Genomic DNA, 17926 nt, shown 5'->3' with positions numbered 1-17926 from the left:
GGCACGCGTGAAGCGGGAGTCGAAAGTCAGCTCGTGACGACCTGGGCCGTTCCGATCGGGGCGGCCGGACCCATCTCCGCCGCAAGCCGGTTGGCCTCCTCGATGAGCGTCGCCACGATCTCGGACTCGGGGACCGTCTTGATGACGTGGCCCTTGACGAAGATCTGACCCTTGCCGTTACCGGAGGCGACCCCGAGATCGGCCTCGCGCGCCTCGCCGGGGCCGTTGACCACGCATCCCATCACGGCGACGCGCAACGGAACCGTCATGTCTTTCAGGCCTTCGGTGACGTTGTCGGCCAGCGTGTAGACATCGACCTGGGCGCGCCCGCACGAGGGGCACGAGACGATCTCCAGTTTGCGCTCGCGCAGGTTCAGCGACTGCAGGATCTGGTGGCCGACCTTGACCTCTTCGGCCGGAGGCGCGGAGAGGGAGACTCGGATCGTGTCACCGATCCCCTCACCGAGCAGGATCCCGAACGCGGTCGCGCTCTTGATGGTCCCCTGGAAGGCTGGGCCCGCCTCGGTGACGCCCAGGTGCAGCGGCCAGTCGCCGCGCTCGGCGAGGAGCCGGTAGGCCTGGACCATGATCACCGGGTCGTTGTGCTTGACGGAGATCTTGAAGTCGTGGAAGTCGTGCTCCTCGAAGAGGGACGCCTCCCACACCGCGCTCTCCATCAGCGCTTCCGGCGTGGCCTTTCCGTACTTCTCCAGCAGACGAGGGTCCAGCGATCCTGCGTTCACTCCGATGCGCAGCGAGACGCCGGCCTCCTTCGCCCGCCGCGCGATCTCACCGACCTGGTCGTCGAACTTGCGGATGTTGCCCGGGTTGACCCGCACCGCTGCGCACCCGGCGTCGATCGCCTGGTAGACGTACTTGGGCTGGAAGTGGATGTCGGCGATCACCGGGATCTGACTCTTCTGCGCGATGATGTGCAGCACGTCCGCATCGTCCTGGGACGGCACCGCCACCCGCACGATCTCGCATCCGGACGCCGTCAGCTCCGCGATCTGCTGGAGGGTGGCGTTGATGTTGGTGGTGGGCGTCGTCGTCATCGACTGCACACTGACCGGCGCGTTGCCTCCGACCAGCACCTTGCCCACTTTGATCTGCCTGGACTTGCGGCGGGGGGCGAGGGTTTCGGGGACCTTGGGCATCCCGAGATTCACTGCTGGCACGTGACCCAGCCTACGCCGCCACGCCCGCACGAAGCCTGGATGCCCCCGCCATCCGCGCGAGATCCGGCCCGACCGGAGCGCGGACGCGCCGGCATCCGCGTCCGCCATCGGCAGCTGCCCATCCGTATCGGCCCATCCGAATCTGCACCCTGTGGTAGGTTCGGCCCATGCTTGCGAACCGCACCTGGTGGCCCGCCTTCTAGGCGGTGTGTTCGCGCGACCACAGACCGCCTCCGGGCGGTCTTCTTCGTAGGGCGACCGCCCCCACGACGAAAGACCGACCATGACCGGGTCTGCCCCGACTCCCCCGAACGATCTCGCCGTGCTGCTCGACATCGCCGCGCGCGGCATCCCGTTCGCCCTCGTCGCCCGCGACGCGGCGACGATCGAGCTGCTCACCGGTGATGTGATCGACGTCGACCTGTTGGCCGACATCCCGCTGCAGGACGAACACGGTCGCGCTCAGGAGGTGCTCGCGCTCGTCCCCTTCCGGCAGGTGCGCGAGCGCGGATTCGAGTGCCACGACGATGGGGCGCCGTTGCGCTGCCTCGTCGTCCGGGAACGCACCCTCTTCGATCGGACTGCGGCTCTGACGCAGCTGCCCTCCGCGCCGATCCCCCTCGCCGACGCCGGCTTCGACATCGCCGACGACGACTACGCCGGCATCGTCCGACGGGTCATCGCCGATGAGATCGGGCACGGTGAGGGCGCCAACTTCGTCATCCGGCGGGACTTCACGGCGAGCGTCGCCGCGGACTCCGCGGTGGCCGCCCTGACGTGGTTCCGGGCGCTGCTGGAGCATGAGCGGGGCGCGTATTGGACGTTCGCGATCGTCACCCCCGGGCACGTCGCGGTCGGCGCGAGCCCAGAGGCGCACGTCAGCGCGCGGGACGGCATCGTGACGATGAATCCCATCTCGGGGACGTTCCGTCACCCCGCAGGGGGCGCGACGAGCGAGACGCTGACCGAATTCCTCGAGTCCACGAAGGAGACCGAGGAGCTGTTCATGGTGGTGGATGAGGAGCTCAAGATGATGAGCGCCGTCTGCTCGGACGGCGGGCGGATCACCGGTCCGCATCTGAAGGAGATGTCACGGCTGACCCACACCGAGTACGTGCTGCGCGGCCGCAGCCGGCTCGACCCGCGCGCCATCCTGCGCGAGACGATGTTCGCGCCCACCGTCACGGGGTCGCCGATGCAGAACGCGTGCACGGTCATCTCGCGGCACGAACGGACACCGCGCGGGTACTACTCCGGAGTCGCCGCCCTCTTCACCCCCCGCACCGACGCGGTCCTGGCCGGCGAGTCCACGCACGACCTCGACGCGCCGATCCTGATCCGGACGGCGTACCTCGTCGACGGTCGTCTGCGCGTGCCGGTGGGCGCCACCCTGGTGCGCCACTCCGACCCGTTCGGCGAGGTGAGCGAGACGCACGGCAAGGCCGCCGGCGTGCTGGGCGCGATCGGCGCGATCCCCCGCGACCGGAAGGCCGAGCTCGCGCTGCCCACCGGTGCCGACGGCGACGCGCCATCCGCTCAGCCGCGCACGCTGGCCGACGATCCCGACATCGCCGCGCTGCTGGCCTCACGCAACGCCCGGCTCGCCTCGTTCTGGCTGAACCCGCAGGATTCGATCACCGCCGGTCCGTTCGAAGGGCGCAGCGCGATCGTCGTGGACGCCGAGGACCGCTTCACCACGATGCTCTCGCATCAGCTTCGCCACCTGGGCCTGGATGTCCGGATCGTCCCGTGGAGCGAGGTGACCGATGCCCAGATCGACGATGCGGAACTGATCGTCTCGGGCCCCGGTCCCGGAGATCCGCGCGACCCCGGCACACCACGGATGCGACGAATGCGCGAAGTGGTGGCCCGACGGCGCGCGTCCGGGCGGCCGCTGCTGGCGGTGTGCCTGAGCCATCAGATCCTGGCCGATGAGCTGGGCATCGAGCTGGCTCCCCTGGATGCTCCGCACCAGGGCCTGCAGAAGACCGTCGACCTGTTCGGAACGCCGGCATCCATCGGGTTCTACAACACCTTCACGGCCCGTGTGCCGGCCGGTGCCACCGTCCTCGGCGATGCCGAAGTCGCGGCGGACCCGATCACCGGCGACGTGTACGCGATGCGCGGCCCGGGGTTCGCATCGGTGCAGGGGCACCTGGAATCGATCCTCTCCCGCGACGGGATGACGACGCTCGAGCGCCTCGTCTCGGCGGCGCTCTCCCCGGTCGACGCCTGACCCGACCGTCTGCGCCGGGCGACGCCGTCGTTGGGCCAGAGCGACTCCGTCGGTCGGGTCAGAGCGACGCCGTCGATCGGGTCAGAGGATCGACATCGGGTTGAAGATGTCGGCGAGGATCAGCACCGCACCCATCACGATCAGCCCGATGAAGACGGCGAAGGTCACCGGCACGAGCTTGGTCGCATCCACCGGCGCCGGCGGTGGCCGACGGAACAGCTTCGCCCAGGCTCGCTTGATGCCGTCCCACAGCGCCACGACGACATGGCCGCCATCCAGCGGCAGCAGCGGGATGAGGTTGAACACGAACAGGGCGATGTTCAGCGATGCCAGCAGCGCCAGGAACCCCGAGACGCGGTTCAGGATGGGCGCGTCGGCGGCGGCCACCTCCCCCGACAGGATGCCGGCGCCGACGATGCTCAGGGGCCCGTTCGGGTCGCGCTCCTGCCCGGTGACCAGCGTGACGCCGGTTTCGTACACTTTCACCGGCAGCTGCCAGATGATCCCGGCCACCGCGCCGACGTTCTCGATCGCCGCGGCCGGTCCTGCCCAGATCGGCTGGCGCACGAATGCGATCTCCGGGCCGATCCCCACGAATCCGACCTGCTGCATCTGCGCGTCGCCGTTCGCGTCCAGGATCGGCTGCCCCGCGGCATCCGTCACCGCCCTGGTCACCTGCGTGGGGGTGAGGGACACCGTCCGCCGGCGCTCACCGTCACGCTCGATGAGGATGCTCAGCGGCTGCCCGGCCGACTCGCGGATGATCTCCGATGCCTCGGCGAAGGTCTCCACCGGCCGGCCGGCGACCTGGAGCATGACATCCCCCGGCTGCAGTCCGGCGGCCGCCGCGGGGGCGACCGCGTCGGCCGGGCTGCACTCGGTGCGCTCCGCGCCGGCGGGGATGACGCACTCGCTGACGCTGGCGATCACGGTGGTGGCGGTCTGCGTGCCGATGCCGGAGAGCAGGATGGCGAACAGGACCATCGCGAACAGCAGGTTCATGATCGGGCCGCCGAGCATGACGATGACGCGCTTCCACACCGGGAGCCGGTAGAAGACGCGCGTGTCCTCCTCGCCGATCAGTGTCTCGTCGTTGGCCGTGCGGGCGTCCTGGACCATCGTGGCGAAGAATCCGCCGCCGGCGCGGCCGTTGCGTCGGCCGGATCCGGCCGGCACCCGGTCCTTGGGCGAGGGCGGGTACATGCCGGCCATCGAGATGTAGCCGCCGAGCGGGATCGCCTTGAATCCGTACTGCGTCTCGCCGACCTGACGCGACCACAGGGTCGGCCCGAATCCGATCATGTATTGACCGACCCGCACGCCGAACTTCTTCGCCGGCACCAGGTGCCCCAGCTCGTGCAGGGCGATCGACACGGCAAGGCCCACGACCAGGAGGACGATACCGATGGCGAACGCGAGGACAGTCACCCCGACACGCTACCGCCGGCCGCTCGGAGTTCGCCGAGCGCCGGGATTTCCCGGCCGGGGCGTCCAGCGGACGGGCGTGGTGATGCACCCGGCGGCGGGCGGGGCAGTGCGGCCGCCCTGCTCCGGCGCCGGGACCGGCATCGGGGAAAGCCGGAGCGACGGATGAGAGGATGGAGCCGCCATGGCGAATGACACTCCCTCCTCCCTGCCTCCCGTGCTGCGCCCGGACCACCCCCCGGTGCACACCCTGGAGGCTCTTGCCGCGCGATTCGGCCGCGAGACCCGCGGCGATCTGCGCGATGTGACCCTGACCGGACTCACCCTGGCCACTGCCGACCTGCGCCCCGGCGACGTGTTCGTCGCGGTGCAGGGCGTCAACCGCCACGGGGCGGAGTACGCCGCCGCAGCGGCGGAGAGCGGAGCGGTCGCGGTCGTGACGGATGCCGCCGGCGCCGACGCCGCCCAGGCCACCGGCTTGCCCGTCGTCATCGTCGAGGATCCCCGCGCCCAGCTGGGCGAGCTTTCTGCATGGGTGTACGGAACGGGGCGCGACGACGAGCTGCCGCTCCTGTTCGGCACGACCGGGACCAATGGCAAGACCAGCGTTTCGCACCTGCTGGAGGGGATCCTCACTCAGCTCGGGGTGAGAACGGGGCTGTCCTCGACCGCCGAACGGCACATCGCCGGGCAGGTCATCGTCTCCCGCCTGACCACGCCCGAGGCGTATGAGATGCACGCGCTCCTCGCGCTGATGCGCGAGCGCGGCGTCGAAGCGGTCGCCGTCGAGGTCAGCGCGCAGGCTCTGAGCCGGCGCCGGGTGGACGGTCTGGTGTTCGACGTCGCGGCCTTCACCAACCTCTCCCACGACCACCTCGATGACTACGCGGACATGCGCGAATACTTCGAGGCGAAGCTGCCCCTCTTCCGGCCCGACCGCGCCCGGCGCGCGGTGATCTCGCTCGACTCCGCCCCCTCCGCAGAGGTGGTGGCGCGGTGCGAGATTCCGTTCGTGACCGTGGGCACCCCCGCGATCGCCGCAGACGCGGACGCTGCGGCCGCCGCGGACTGGGTGGTCGAGATCCTCGACGAGCGGCAGACCGGCACCGAGTTCCGCCTCTCCTCCGCGGACGGGCGTTCCCTCACGACGATCGTCCCGGTCATCGGCCGTCACATGGCCGCCAATGCCGGCCTGGCCATCGTCATGATGCTCGAGGCCGGCTACGAATGGGACCGGCTGGCTGCTGCGCTGGCCCGCGATGGCGGCATCCAGGCGTATCTGCCCGGCCGCACCGAGCGGGTGTCCGGCGAGCGGGGGCCGGCGGTCTATGTCGACTTCGGCCACTCGCCCGACGCGTTCGAGAAGACGCTGGCCGCCGTCCGACGGGTGACCCCGGGCAGGGTGCTCATGCTGTTCGGCGCCGACGGGGACCGGGACGCGTCCAAGCGCCACGACATGGGCCGCACCGGCGTCGAAGGCAGCGACATCCTCGTCGTCACCGACCATCACCCGCGCTTCGAGGACATCGACACGATCCGTGCGACCCTGATCGAGGGGGCGCGTCGGGCGCGGCCGGATGCCGAGATCCACGAATACTCACCGCCGGAGCTGGCGATCGTCGAGGCGGTCAAGCTGGTCGGCGAGGGCGACGCGATCCTGTGGGCAGGACCCGGACACCAGGACTACCGGGACATCCGCGGCGTCCGCACCCCGTACTCCGCCCGCGAACTGGCCCGCCGGGCGCTGCGGGACGCGGGCTGGCCGGTTCCCGAGCCGCGCTGGCCGGTGCCCTACCCCGACTGAGCCCCCGCTGCGGCGCCGCTGTCCGCTCCCCGCTGTCCGCTGTCCGCTCCCCTGGCGCGAAGTGCCGGGCCGCTCGGCGTGTCGTGACAGGCGAGCCGAGGGGATGCCGCGCGGACGGCCCCGTCAGGCGCGTACCGCGATCGCGCGGTCCGCGGCATCCCTGGCCCACCGCTCCGCCTCGGCGAGCGACGCGCGCGTGACCGGACCCGAGCCCGGTTCGTGCGCCTCCACGACCCGCTCGATCAGCTCGACGATGCCGGGGAACGACAGGCGACCCTCGTGGAACGCGTCGACGGCCTGCTCGTTGGCCGCGTTGAACACCGCGGGGTAGGTGCTGCCGGCGCTGCCGACCTTCTTGGCCAGGCTCACGGCGGGGAAGGCCTCCTCGTCGAGCGGTTCGAAGGTCCAGGATGCCGCGACCGTCCAGTCGATCGGCCGGCCTACACCCCCGATGCGGTGCGGCCAGTCCAGACCCAGCGAGATGGGCAGCCGCATGTCCGGCGGCGAGGCCTGGGCGAGCGTGGACCCGTCGATGAACTCCACCATCGAGTGCACCATCGACTGAGGATGAACGACGACGTCGATCTGGTGGTACGGCACGCCGAACAGGAGGTGCGCTTCGATCACCTCGAGCCCCTTGTTGACCAGGGTCGCCGAGTTGGTCGTCACCATCCGGCCCATGTCCCAGGTGGGGTGAGCCAGGGCCTCGGCCGGTGTGACATCGGCCAGGGCCGCGCGCGAGCGACCACGGAAAGGACCGCCGGATGCTGTCAGCACCAGTCGGCGCACCTCGGAGCGGTCTCCGGCCAGGAGTGCCTGCGCGATGGCGGAGTGCTCGGAGTCGACCGGGACGATCTGGCCCGGCCGGGCGATCGCGGTGACCAGCTCGCCTCCCACGATCAGCGACTCCTTGTTGGCCAGCGCCAGGGTCCGGCCCGTCTCCAGCGCGGCGAGGGTCGGTCCCAGTCCGACCGAGCCGGTGATGCCGTTGAGCACGACGTCGGCCTCGACATCGCGCACCAGCTGCTCGGCCTCGTCCGCCCCGAGGGCCGTGTACTCCACCTGGAACTGCTCGGCCTGCGCCTGCATCGCCGCGCGGTTGGAGCCGGCGGACAGCCCCACCACCTCGAAGCGCCGCGGGTGAGAGCGGATGACCTCGAGGGCCTGGGTGCCGATCGAGCCCGTGGACCCGAGGATGATGACGCGACGCATGAAGTCATGCTAGTTACTCGCGCGCGGCGGCCGCCCTCGGTGACGGGGCGGGCACGGAGGGTGCGGCCAGGCGCTGGTCTGCCGCACCTCGGTGCCGGGTCTCCTACTGGGCTGCGACCGGGGCGTGCTCGAGGCCGAGGATGTCGACCACGAAGACGAGCGTCTCGCCCTTGAGGTCGGCGTCGTTGATCTCGCCCTCGCCGTAGCCGAAGGCCGGCGGGATCACCGCGACGACCTGGGAGCCGACGGTCTGCCCCTCGAGCGCCTGACGGAAACCGTCGACCACACCGGTGGTCTGGAACGACGTGGGCGCACCGGCCTCCCAGCTGGAGTCGAACACGGTGCCGTCCGACCACTTCACGCCGGAGTACTGCACGAGCACGGTGTCGCCGCTGAGAACGGTGGGCCCATCGCCCTTCTTCAGGGTTTCCAGCTCCACCTCGGTCGGCGCGTCGCCGTCCGGCAGTTCGACCGTCGGGGCGCCGTCGTCATCGAGCGTGACCACGGGCATCCCCTCGACGGGCTCCTGCGGCTCGCCCCAGGCCGCGGTCGGGACGACATCGAGGAAGTCGAACACATACACCTCACCGGCGTTCGGGTCGCTGGGCGGGAACGTCGCGACCACCCGGGTGCCCGGCGTCGCGCAGCCCAGGATCTGACCGATCGGGTTGTCGGGCGAGATCTGGGCCGGCAGCAGCGGGGTCTCGCCGTAGCCGATCGCGCCGATGTTCTCGCCGGTTTCAGCGCTGAAGCCGGTCAGCGCGAACCGCACCAGCTGCCCCGCCTCGACCGGGTCGCCCGAGCCCTCCTCGATCACGGTGGACTGAAGCTCGGGGATCTCCAGGGGGAAATCGAACGTGGCGGCGGCTTCCTCGCCCGCCGCGCCCTCGACCGTGACCGCCTCGGCGGCGGCACCCGAGGGTGCTTTGGCCTCGCACAGATCGACGACCGAGGCGGATGGACTCGCGGAGTCATCCGGCGTGCCCGACGCGCAGCCGGCCAGGAGAAGGGCCGAAAGCGCGGCGACGGACAGGGCTGCGAGCGGGCGAATGCGCAAAATGAACCTCTGAGAAGGGGAAAGGGGGAATCCCCATCTTCTCGCATGTTTCCTCTGTCTCCGCTGAGAGGTGACTATGCCAACGCTGGAATGAATACGGGAGTACCCTCAACGGGTGACTTCCGCGGAGATCCCCGACCCCCGAGAAGCCGACTCCCCCGATCAGCCAGCCGTCCGGCAGATGGGTGCGACGTACGGTTTCGGGCGCTACGTGGTGGCACCCCTCGCGCGGCTGATCTATCGTCCCCGCGTCGAGGGCAAGGCGAACGTCCCCAAGACCGGGCCGGTCATCTTCGCGAGCAACCACCTGTCGTTCATCGACTCGATCGCCATTCCGATCGCCGCGCCCCGACCCGTTCATTTCCTCGCCAAATCGAGCTACTTCGACGGTCCCGGCATCGCCGGGTGGTTCTCGCGCGAGTTCTTCACGGCGATCGGTGCGGTGCCGGTCAAACGCGGAGCGGGGCAGGCCGCGCTGGATGCGCTGGATCAGCAGCGCCAGCTGCTGGAGACCGGCAGCGCCGTCGCGCTGTACCCGGAGGGCACGCGTTCGCTCGACGGCCGGCTGTACAAGGGCCGCACCGGTGTGGCCTTCCTCGCCCTGCAGACCGGGGCCCCGGTCGTTCCGGTGGGCCTGATCGGCACCGACCGGGTGATGCCGGTCGGTGCCCGGTTCCCGTCGCTGACACCGCGGGTGACGGTCCGCTTCGGTGAGCCGCTGGATCTGTCCCACCACGGCCCCGCCGATTCCGGCAAGGCGCGGCGCCTGGCGACGGATGACATCATGGCGGCCATCCATGCGCTCTCCGGCCAGGAGCTGGCCAACGCCTACAACGAGGCGCCCGCGCACAGCCCGATCGAACGGATCAAGCAGGTCCTCCCGCACGAGCGTCGCTAGGGCCGCGGCATCCCCGAGGCGTGATCGGCGCCCTGGCCGCTCGCGGACGGGACTGCGGGGAGCGCGACGACGGTCGGCTCGTGCCGCACCGGGAAGTTGACCGAGTTGGCGATGAAGCACCACTCGTGTGCCTGCGCGTGCGCGGAGGTGGCGGCATCCACCATGGAATCCTCGGCGACGATGACGTGCGGCCGCAGCAGGACCTCACGGAACGCGCCGCCTCCGCGCCCGTCCTCCACCATCACACCGGATGCCGCATCCCGGTAGCCGACGACAACCACGCCGGCCTTCACGCAGGCATGCAGGTACGACAGCAGATGGCACTCGCTGAGCGCGGCGAGCAGCAGATCCTCCGGGTTCCACCGCGTCGGATCGCCACGGAACGGCTTGTCGGCGGACGCCGGAAGATCCGGCTTGCCGTCGATCTGGATGGTGCAGGACCGATCGTAGTCACGGTAGCCACTGGTCCCGCTGCCCCGATCGCCGGTCCACGTCGTGCGCAGCTCGTAGCGGTGTTCGCCCAACATTCCCCCAGTCTGACACCCCGGGTGCACGCTCGTCCGACGGTAGGCTGGCGGGGTGCCGCAGACCTTCGCCGCAGCCGACGCCGTCGAACTGGCCGTCGTGGAGCGCAGCGGCTTCATCGAGTCCCGTCACACCGGCTCCGCCATCGTCCTCGGCCCCGACGGGACGGTCGTCGCCGCGCTGGGTGACACTGTGGCGCCGATCCTGCCCCGCTCCAGCCTGAAGCCGATCCAGGCGCTGGCGTGCCTGACCGCCGGCGCGCCGCTCGAGGGCGAGCGACTCGCCCTGTCCACCGCGAGCCATGCCGGAACGGACCGGCACGTGTCCGTGGTGCGGGACATCCTCGACGCGGCCGCGCTCGGCGAGGACGCGTTGGGCTGCCCGGCCGCCTGGCCGGGCGATCAGTCGACCCGCGACGAGATGGTCCGCGATGGCAGCGGCCCCGCGGCGATCCGGATGAACTGCTCCGGCAAGCACGCCGCGATGCTGCTGACGTGCGTGTCCAACGGCTGGCCCACCGACAGCTACCTCCAGCCGCAGCATCCGCTGCAGGCGCACATCCGCGACGTGGCGGAGCGACTGGTCGGCGAACGGGCGGCCACCACGGCGATCGACGGCTGCGGCGCCCCGGTGTTCTCGATGAGCCTGGCCGGCCTGGCCAAGGCCATCCACCGGATCGGAACCGCCGCTGAGCGCTCGCCCTTCGCGCTGCACCGCAGCGCCGGCGCCCTCGTGCGCGCCGTGCGCGAGCACCCGTGGACGATCGACGGTCCCGGGCGTGCCGACACGGTGGTCATCGAGCGACTCGGGGTGTTCGCGAAGGGCGGCGCCGAGGGCGTCATGGTCATGGTCGCGCCCAACGGCACGACGGTGGCCCTGAAGATGCTCGACGGAAGCGGCCGGGCGGGCACCATCGTCGCTCTCCGGCTGCTCGAGCGCGAGGGTGCGCTCGCCGCGTCCGATGTCGCGGATGCGGTGGCGAAGCTTCCTCTGTCGGTCAACGGCGGAGGGCAGGTTGTCGGGGCGATCCGCCCCGCGTTGTAGAGGCGCCCCCACAAGGGGCGTGAGCGCTCCAACGGCGGAGCGGAAAGGATTCCAGATGAGGATCAGCGTCCCCACCGAAGTGAAGAACAACGAGTACCGGGTGGCGCTGACGCCCTCCGGCGTCCACGACCTCGTCCAGGCGGGCCACGAGGTGTTCGTGCAGCGCGGCGCGGGCCTGGGCTCGTCCATGCCCGATGCCGAGTACGAGGCCGCGGGAGCAGAGCTGCTCGACGAGGCAGCGGATGTCTGGGCGCGAGCCGAGCTGCTGCTGAAGGTGAAAGAGCCGATCGCCGAGGAGTACGGCTACTTCCGCGGCGATCTGGTGATCTTCACCTACCTGCACCTGGCCGCCGACCGGCCGCTGACCGAGCGGCTGATCGCCGATCGGGTCACCGCGATCGCGTACGAGACCGTCCAGCTGCCCGGCGGCGGGCTGCCCTTGCTGGCCCCGATGAGCGAGGTCGCCGGGCGACTGGCACCGACGGTGGGGGCGGCGACGCTGATGCGCTCGGCGGGAGGGCTGGGGCTGCTGATGTCGGGCGTGCCCGGCACGCGGCCGGCCCGCGTCACGATCATCGGCGGTGGAGTCGCCGGGGCCAACTCGGCGGTGATCGCGGCGGGGCTCGGCGCCGATGTGACGATCTTCGACACCAACATCCAGCGTCTGCGCTTTCTGGACGACCACTTCCAGGGGCGGGTCAAGACCGCGGCGTCCAACCCGCTGGATCTGGACCGCGCCGTCGTGGAGTCGGACCTGGTCATCGGATCGGTCCTGATCCCGGGAGCCAAGGCGCCCAAGCTGGTCACGAACGACATGGTGGCCCGGATGCGGCCGGGCAGCGTGCTGGTGGACATCGCCGTCGACCAGGGCGGCTGCTTCGAGGACACCCGGCCGACCACACACGCCGATCCGACGTTCCCGGTGCACGGCAGCATCTTCTACTGTGTCGCCAACATGCCCGGCGCAGTGCCGAACACGTCCACCTCCGCCCTGACCAATGCGACGCTTCCGTACATCCGGCAGATCGCCCGGCACGGCTGGAAGGACGCGCTGCGCGCCGACGCGGCGCTGACCGGAGGGCTGAACACGGTCGCCGGCGCCGTCGTGAACCCCGGGGTGGCCACCGCACACGCCCTGGAACTGGTCCCCCTCGCAGACGCGGTGGCCTGACGGCGGGTGCGGGGCCGCGCTAGACCAGCCCGCCGTCGATCGAACGGCCGTACTCGGCGGGGTCCTCAGGGACCAGGACGGGCGTTTCCCGATTGAGGCTCTCGCCGCGGAAGAACGGTTTGGACCGCGGGAACGCGAACCACAGCAGCATCAGCACCACCCCGAACGCCAGTGCCCCGATACCGAGGACGAATGTGCCGCCGATCCCGAACAGCACCGTGTAGCCGTAGTCGACGTCGTACATGTCGATGGCGGACTGGATGAACGCGTAGGTGAGCATCAGCGCGCCCAGGAGCGGGAGCAGTCCCTTGTAGATGAAGTCCCGGGCGGACATGAACAGTTCGCGACGGAAGTACCAGACGCACGCGTAGCCGGTGATCGCGTAGTAGAACGCGATCGCGAGTCCCAGCGAGAGGATCGAGTCCTGCAGGATGTTGTCGCTGATCAGCGTCATGCCGACGTAGTAGACGGACGCCACGACGCCCATCACGAGCGTCGAGAAGGACGGTGTCTTGTATCTGGGGTGGACGGTGGCGAACCGCTTCGGAAGCGCCCGGTAGGCGGCCATGGACAGCGTGCCGCGTGCGGTGGGAAGAATCGTCGTCTGCGTCGATGAGATCGCCGAGATCATCACCGCGACCACCAGGACCCAGCCGACCGGTCCGAGCAGGCCGTCCTTGATCGCGAGGAAGAAGTCGTCGGCATTCGCTTCGTTGCCCAGCCCGGTTCCGGTATCGCCCAGACCCGCGTACATCATCGCGGCAACGGTCACCCCGACGTAGGTGACCAGGAGGATGACGGTGGTCAGCAGCGCGGCCCGACCGGGGATGCGCTTGGGGTCCTTCGTCTCCTCGTTCAGAGCCAGGCACGTGTCCCAGCCCCAGTAGATGAACAGGGCGAGCAGGATCGCCTCGACGAAACCGCTCCATTCCGTGAAGGCGAAGGGGTTGAACCACGCCCAGTCGAAGGGCGTCGGATTCGGTGCGGTGCCGGCGAAGAACTGCCACAGCGCCGCGACGACGAAGACCACAAGGGCCAGATATTGGATGCCGAGCAGGATGTTCTGGATCCGCTCGCCGATCTCGACACCGCGCCAGCTGACCCAGGTCATCAGCGCGATGAAGACCACGCCGGTGGCCGTCACGAGCGCGACGTCGTCGGAGAGCAGGCTGCCGTCGGGGTTGCCCACGATGCCGTCCACGAGCGCCCAGAAGTAGATGCCGGCGATCTGCGCCAGGTTCGCGAGGACGACCATTCCGGCCACGGCGACGCCCCACCCGCCGAGCCATCCGACCCAGGGCCCGAACGCCTTCGAGGCCCACGTGAAGGTGGTCCCGCAGTCGGGGACGGCGTTGTTCAGTTCGCGGTACGCGAAGGCGATGAACAGCATGGGCACGAACGCGATGACGAACGCGATAGGCGCCTGTGCTCCGACCGCGAGCACGACGAAGCCGAGTGTCGCCACGAGGGAGTAGACCGGCGCGGTGGAGGCCAAGCCGATGACGGTCGAGCCCCACAGGCCGAGCGTTCCGGCCGCGAGTCCTTTCCCTTCGGGTCGGTCCAGGATTGTCGGGGATGTAGCCACACTGCGAACGTATGGGGCGCTTTCCGCCCCGGTCAATAGCGGCGCTGCTCCGGCTCGGCCGGCAGGACGATGCGCTCCGGCGCCCCTCCCGCGCGAAGCAGCCATGCGCGCGGGGCGCCCGGATCGCAGTACGGCGGCAGCGCACGCTCGCCGGTCAGCAACCGCAATTCCGACGCGAACGACGATTCGACGACGAAGTCGTGGTCCGATCGGATGGTGCTGAGCGCCCGCCAGTGGCGCTGCCATTCCTCGGCATCCCCCGCCACCACGATGGGCGGCCCGGCCGCCCACTCCGTCTCACCGGAGTATTCGTCCAGCGAGAGCACCGACGCGCCCTGCCGCGCCCACTCCGAGAGCACGCCGCGCGCAGCCGGCGACCGCCGCAGCACGACACCGGTCAGCGGTCGGTCCGGATGCCACGGTTGGGTCGTCCTGGACCGCACGGTCGCCTGCGCGGGGCCGGTCGCGACCTGGACGGCACGCCCGTCCAGGCGACCGCGACCCGGAGGGCTGCCCGGCGCGTAGTGGGCCGGGTCACCGCCCGCGGTGACGTACTCGGCGCGCGAGGCCGCGGCGAGCATCAGCCGATGTGGCAGCAGGTCCGCGAGCCGCGCGACTGCGCCCACCAGCCGCTGCGCGGATGCGGCCACGAAGATGCCCGCCGAACCCGCGCCGCGGACCAGCCTCTCCAGTCGCTCGACCAGCTCGCGGGAGTACTCCAGAGGAAGCGCGGAGGCGAGCGCGTCCAGATCGTCGAGCACGACCAGGCTGGCCGGCGCGGGTGTGTGCCGGGCGAGTGCGCAGACGGCATCCCATCCCTCCTCCCCCCTGGACGGCACCCAATGCACCTCACCCGGCGCCTGCCCGGCGAGGGTGCGCAGCGCCGTCGTCTTGCCGCTGCCTCCCGCACCGACGATGAGCAACCCGCGTTCGCGCAGGCCCACCCCGACCGGGCGCTGTCGCTGCTGATCGGGTTCGTCGGCGAGCCCGATCAGCAGCGTTTCGCGCGGGTGTGCGACCGCGGCGACCAGATCCTCGACCTCGACCCGGTCGGGCAGTTCGGGCAGCCACGGCCTGCGCGGAACCGGTCCGTCGGTGGAACGCACCACCGCTTCGACATCCGCAGCGCTGGACAGCGCGATGCGCACGCGGCGCAGCGCCGGATCTGCCGCCGCACGCACCAGCGCCAGACCGCGGCCGGCCGCTCCGCCCGGGAGCGAGGCGGCCTCCTCGCTGCCGAGGATCACGCGGCTGTCCTGCGCGTCGGTGACACGCAGGCTGATCCGCAGCGGACAGTTGGCGAGGAGGCTCTCACGGACGACGCCGGAGGGCCGCTGTGTGCCCAGGACCAGGTGCATTCCGAGCGCGCGTCCGCGCGCTGCCACATCGGTGAACACGGCGTGCAGCTCGGGATGCTCGCCCAGGAGTGCGGCGAACTCGTCGACGACGATCACCAGCCGCGGCAGCACCACCCGCGGATCCAGGACGTCGCGGGCGCCCGCGCGGGACAGCTCCGTCTCGCGCCACCGCACTTCGGCACGGAGGCTCTCGATCGCTCGCCGCGCGCCGGCGCCGTCCAGATCGGTGAGCACGCCGGTGACGTGCGGAATGCCCGCGAGCGCGTCGAACGCGGTGCCCCCCTTGAAGTCGGCCAGGAGGAAGCTGACCTCGCTGGTCGAGTGCGTCGCGCACAGCGCTACGACCCACGTGACCAGAAGCTCGGACTTGCCGGCCCCGGTGACTCCGGCCACCACGGCATGCGGGCCGTCCGCGACGAGGTCGATCACGAAGGTCTCGCCCGCCTCGTGCCCGATCACGGCGGGCAATCGCCCGCGGGCCGCGGTCGGCGCGTCCGCCAGCAGCGGGGCCAAGGCGACGGTCTCGGGCGTGCGGGCTGTCCCGAGGAGTCGGGCGGCGCGCGCCGCGAGTTCGTCCGCCAGCGTCGCCGCCTGGCACAGGCTGAGCGCTTCCACGGCGATCTCACGCACATCGCCCTCGGCGTCGATGTGCGCGCGGCCCGGTGAGATGACGGTCAGCACCGATCCGCACGCCGGCGGCGGCGCGACCTCCGCGCGCACGATCGCGATCTCGGCTCCCGGGGGAATCGCCTGGCCCGCGCCGACCAGGCACAGGGCCGTGCCGGTGCCGGCCTGGCGGTGCGGGAGACGCTCCGCCCATGCGTCCTCGCCCCGGAGCGGACCGATGATCCGAAGCTCGCCGGGTGGAAGCGCCATGCACAGCTGGATCGCCAGGGCACGGGCGACCGCGCCGGCCAGCACCGGCCGCCCGACGATGGCGATGCCGGAGGCCGCCGCGACCACCACGGGCGCGTGCTCGAGGCGTGCCGCCCGGGCGCGGAGCTGAACCGATTCGGGGTCGTCGCCGCCGCCGGTCACCCGCACCTCGCTGCGATCGGTGCCCGCGCCGACGACCAGCGCGTGCCCCCGCCCCGGGACGGGGCGCCAGATCTCGCCGTCGCGGGCGAGGAAGGCCGCCACATCCGGGTGCCGCGCCCACCGGCGTGCGCGTTCGTCGGCGTGCCGCTGGCCGATCTGGCTCGCAACCCGAGCGCGGGCGCTCCGTGCGCGGGACTCGGCACGTCTGCGCTCCCGGCGCGCGCCGCGGATGCCGTCGAGCATGGTCGCTCCGGCGATCAGCGGTCCGAGCGCCGCGAACCAGAGCGTGAGCACGGACCCCGTGACCGCCCACAGCCCCACCGCACCCAGCACGGGGATCACCGAGGCCAGGATCGGCACGCCCGGCCGCGCAGGCGGGTGCCAGGGCGCCGGCAGCTCGAGCGGTTCAGCCGAAGTGGCGGCGCCGTCCGGCGAGGAGGACGGCGGGAGCGGGGCGGGGGCGGCGGACCGGAGCACGCCTGCAGTCAACCCGCCCGTGCGCCGGTCCGCGAGGGATCGGGTGGTCCGTGTGGATGAGTCCAGCCCGGCTCAGGCTGGGGAGGAGGCCGTGTCGGTCGCGGAGCCGGGCGTATCCTGGCTGCCCCATGCGACGTCCAGGACGATGACGGTGATGTTGTCGCGACCGCCGTTCTCGAGTGCGGCATCGAGCATCGCGTTCACGGCATCGGCGGGGTCGGCGTTCTCCGTCAGGAAATGCTGGATGCCGTAGTCCGTCAGTTCCTTCGTCAGACCGTCCGAGCAGATCACGAACCGGTCGCCATCCAGTACGTCCAGTCGGACATAGTCAGGAGAGACGCTCTCGCTCGGGCCGACGGCGCGAGTGATGACGTTGCCGTACGGATGGTTCTCGGCCTCTTCGGGACTGAGCCGCCCGGCGGCGATGAGCTCTTGAACGACGGAGTGGTCGGTCGTGATCTGCTCGATCACGCCGTCACGGAACAGATACACGCGGGAATCGCCGATGTTCAGAGTGACCCAGTGCGGCGGATCTTCGTTGACGTCGAGGTACACGCCGGTCAGCGTCGTGCCGGTGCCGTCGTCGGTGGTCTCCGGGTGCGAGGCGATGTCCTTGACCGCGCGCGACAGCGCCTTCTCGATCGTCTTCGGGGTGACCGCCCCCGCTGTGACGACACCGCCCAGGCGATCCACCGTGCTGGCACTGGCGATCTCACCGCCGATGTGCCCGCCCATGCCGTCGGCCACGATGAAGAGCGGGTAGCTGGTCAGCAGGGCGTCCTGGTTGACCTCACGTCTGCGGCCGGTGTGGGTCGCGCCCGCCCAGGTCAATTCGATCGTCCCGCTCGCCACCGACACCGATTGGAAGTGGGTGGATACTTCGGGCACGCCCTGTCCTCCCGTTAGCCGACATCGGCG

General features: G+C 70.7%; 13 protein-coding genes. 5 read left to right on the top strand and 8 right to left on the bottom strand.

Features of this window, described 5'->3' with window-relative positions; genetic code table 11:
- Positions 1-26 precede the first annotated feature (26 nt).
- The gene (gene ispG, locus QNO12_RS04410) at positions 27-1178 is read right to left on the bottom strand and encodes a flavodoxin-dependent (E)-4-hydroxy-3-methylbut-2-enyl-diphosphate synthase (RefSeq protein ID WP_257502776.1); all 1152 of its coding nucleotides are present in this window, start codon (positions 1176-1178) and stop codon (positions 27-29) included.
- A gap of 283 nt (positions 1179-1461) precedes the next feature.
- Here ispG and QNO12_RS04405 point away from each other — a divergent pair, with 283 nt between their 5' ends.
- Entirely contained in the window at positions 1462-3414 is a 1953-nt protein-coding gene (locus QNO12_RS04405; protein ID WP_257502777.1) for an anthranilate synthase family protein, read from the top strand.
- Between the two features lie 81 nt (positions 3415-3495).
- On the opposite strand, the gene QNO12_RS04400 is transcribed toward QNO12_RS04405, so the two are convergent.
- Positions 3496-4842 (bottom strand): M50 family metallopeptidase, encoded by a 1347-nt coding sequence (locus QNO12_RS04400; protein ID WP_257502778.1) that lies wholly within the window; start codon positions 4840-4842, stop codon positions 3496-3498.
- Between the two features lie 181 nt (positions 4843-5023).
- Here QNO12_RS04400 and QNO12_RS04395 point away from each other — a divergent pair, with 181 nt between their 5' ends.
- A complete protein-coding gene (locus QNO12_RS04395; RefSeq protein ID WP_257502779.1) occupies positions 5024-6643 on the top strand; it encodes a Mur ligase family protein in 1620 nt (539 codons plus the stop codon).
- Between the two features lie 123 nt (positions 6644-6766).
- Here QNO12_RS04395 and QNO12_RS04390 read toward each other — a convergent pair whose 3' ends face one another.
- Positions 6767-7855 (bottom strand): 1-deoxy-D-xylulose-5-phosphate reductoisomerase, encoded by a 1089-nt coding sequence (locus tag QNO12_RS04390; protein WP_257502780.1) that lies wholly within the window; start codon positions 7853-7855, stop codon positions 6767-6769.
- Positions 7856-7958: 103 nt separating this feature from the next.
- Entirely contained in the window at positions 7959-8912 is a 954-nt protein-coding gene (locus tag QNO12_RS04385; protein WP_257502781.1) for an FKBP-type peptidyl-prolyl cis-trans isomerase, read from the bottom strand.
- Between the two features lie 115 nt (positions 8913-9027).
- Here QNO12_RS04385 and QNO12_RS04380 point away from each other — a divergent pair, with 115 nt between their 5' ends.
- Positions 9028-9810 carry a lysophospholipid acyltransferase family protein gene (locus QNO12_RS04380; RefSeq protein ID WP_257502782.1) on the top strand — a complete coding sequence of 261 codons (783 nt, stop codon included), beginning with the start codon at positions 9028-9030 and terminating at the stop codon, positions 9808-9810.
- Here the strand turns inward: QNO12_RS04380 and QNO12_RS04375 are convergent.
- Positions 9807-10337 carry an OsmC family protein gene (locus tag QNO12_RS04375; protein ID WP_257502783.1) on the bottom strand — a complete coding sequence of 177 codons (531 nt, stop codon included), beginning with the start codon at positions 10335-10337 and terminating at the stop codon, positions 9807-9809. The genes QNO12_RS04380 and QNO12_RS04375 overlap by 4 nt on opposite strands.
- Positions 10338-10389: 52 nt before the next feature.
- On the opposite strand from QNO12_RS04375, the gene QNO12_RS04370 reads away from it, so the two are divergent.
- Together QNO12_RS04370 and ald are read left to right on the top strand one after the other, a co-directional pair.
- The gene (locus QNO12_RS04370) at positions 10390-11379 is read left to right on the top strand and encodes an asparaginase (protein WP_257502784.1); all 990 of its coding nucleotides are present in this window, start codon (positions 10390-10392) and stop codon (positions 11377-11379) included.
- Positions 11380-11434: 55 nt separating this feature from the next.
- A complete protein-coding gene (gene ald / locus QNO12_RS04365) occupies positions 11435-12550 on the top strand; it encodes an alanine dehydrogenase (RefSeq protein WP_257502785.1) in 1116 nt (371 codons plus the stop codon).
- Positions 12551-12569: 19 nt separating this feature from the next.
- On the opposite strand, the gene QNO12_RS04360 is transcribed toward ald, so the two are convergent.
- From QNO12_RS04360 to QNO12_RS04350, 3 genes are all read right to left on the bottom strand, one after another.
- On the bottom strand, positions 12570-14135 hold the full coding sequence (locus tag QNO12_RS04360; RefSeq protein WP_257502786.1) for an APC family permease: 1566 nt from the start codon (positions 14133-14135) through the stop codon (positions 12570-12572).
- A gap of 32 nt (positions 14136-14167) precedes the next feature.
- Positions 14168-17008, bottom strand: a complete 2841-nt coding sequence (locus QNO12_RS04355; RefSeq protein ID WP_257502787.1) for an FtsK/SpoIIIE domain-containing protein — start codon at positions 17006-17008, stop codon at positions 14168-14170.
- Positions 17009-17080: 72 nt separating this feature from the next.
- A complete protein-coding gene (locus QNO12_RS04350) occupies positions 17081-17896 on the bottom strand; it encodes a PP2C family protein-serine/threonine phosphatase (RefSeq protein ID WP_257502788.1) in 816 nt (271 codons plus the stop codon).
- Positions 17897-17926: the final 30 nt, after the last annotated feature.

Source organism: Microbacterium sp. zg-B185, assembly GCF_030246885.1.
Classification (GTDB): Bacteria; Actinomycetota; Actinomycetes; order Actinomycetales; family Microbacteriaceae; genus Microbacterium.
The sequence above is the reverse complement of the archived record's forward strand: the minus strand, read 5'-3'. Positions and strand labels throughout refer to the sequence as shown.

Excerpts from the sequence above, each read along its gene's own strand:
- QNO12_RS04405 (WP_257502777.1), top strand. The coding sequence starts at position 1,462 with ATGACCGGGTCTGCCCCGACTCCCCCGAACGATCTCGCCGTGCTGCTC.
- QNO12_RS04395 (WP_257502779.1), top strand. The coding sequence starts at position 5,024 with ATGGCGAATGACACTCCCTCCTCCCTGCCTCCCGTGCTGCGCCCGGAC.
- QNO12_RS04390 (WP_257502780.1), bottom strand. The coding sequence starts at position 7,855 with ATGCGTCGCGTCATCATCCTCGGGTCCACGGGCTCGATCGGCACCCAG.
- QNO12_RS04375 (WP_257502783.1), bottom strand. The coding sequence starts at position 10,337 with ATGTTGGGCGAACACCGCTACGAGCTGCGCACGACGTGGACCGGCGAT.
- ald (WP_257502785.1), top strand. The coding sequence starts at position 11,435 with ATGAGGATCAGCGTCCCCACCGAAGTGAAGAACAACGAGTACCGGGTG.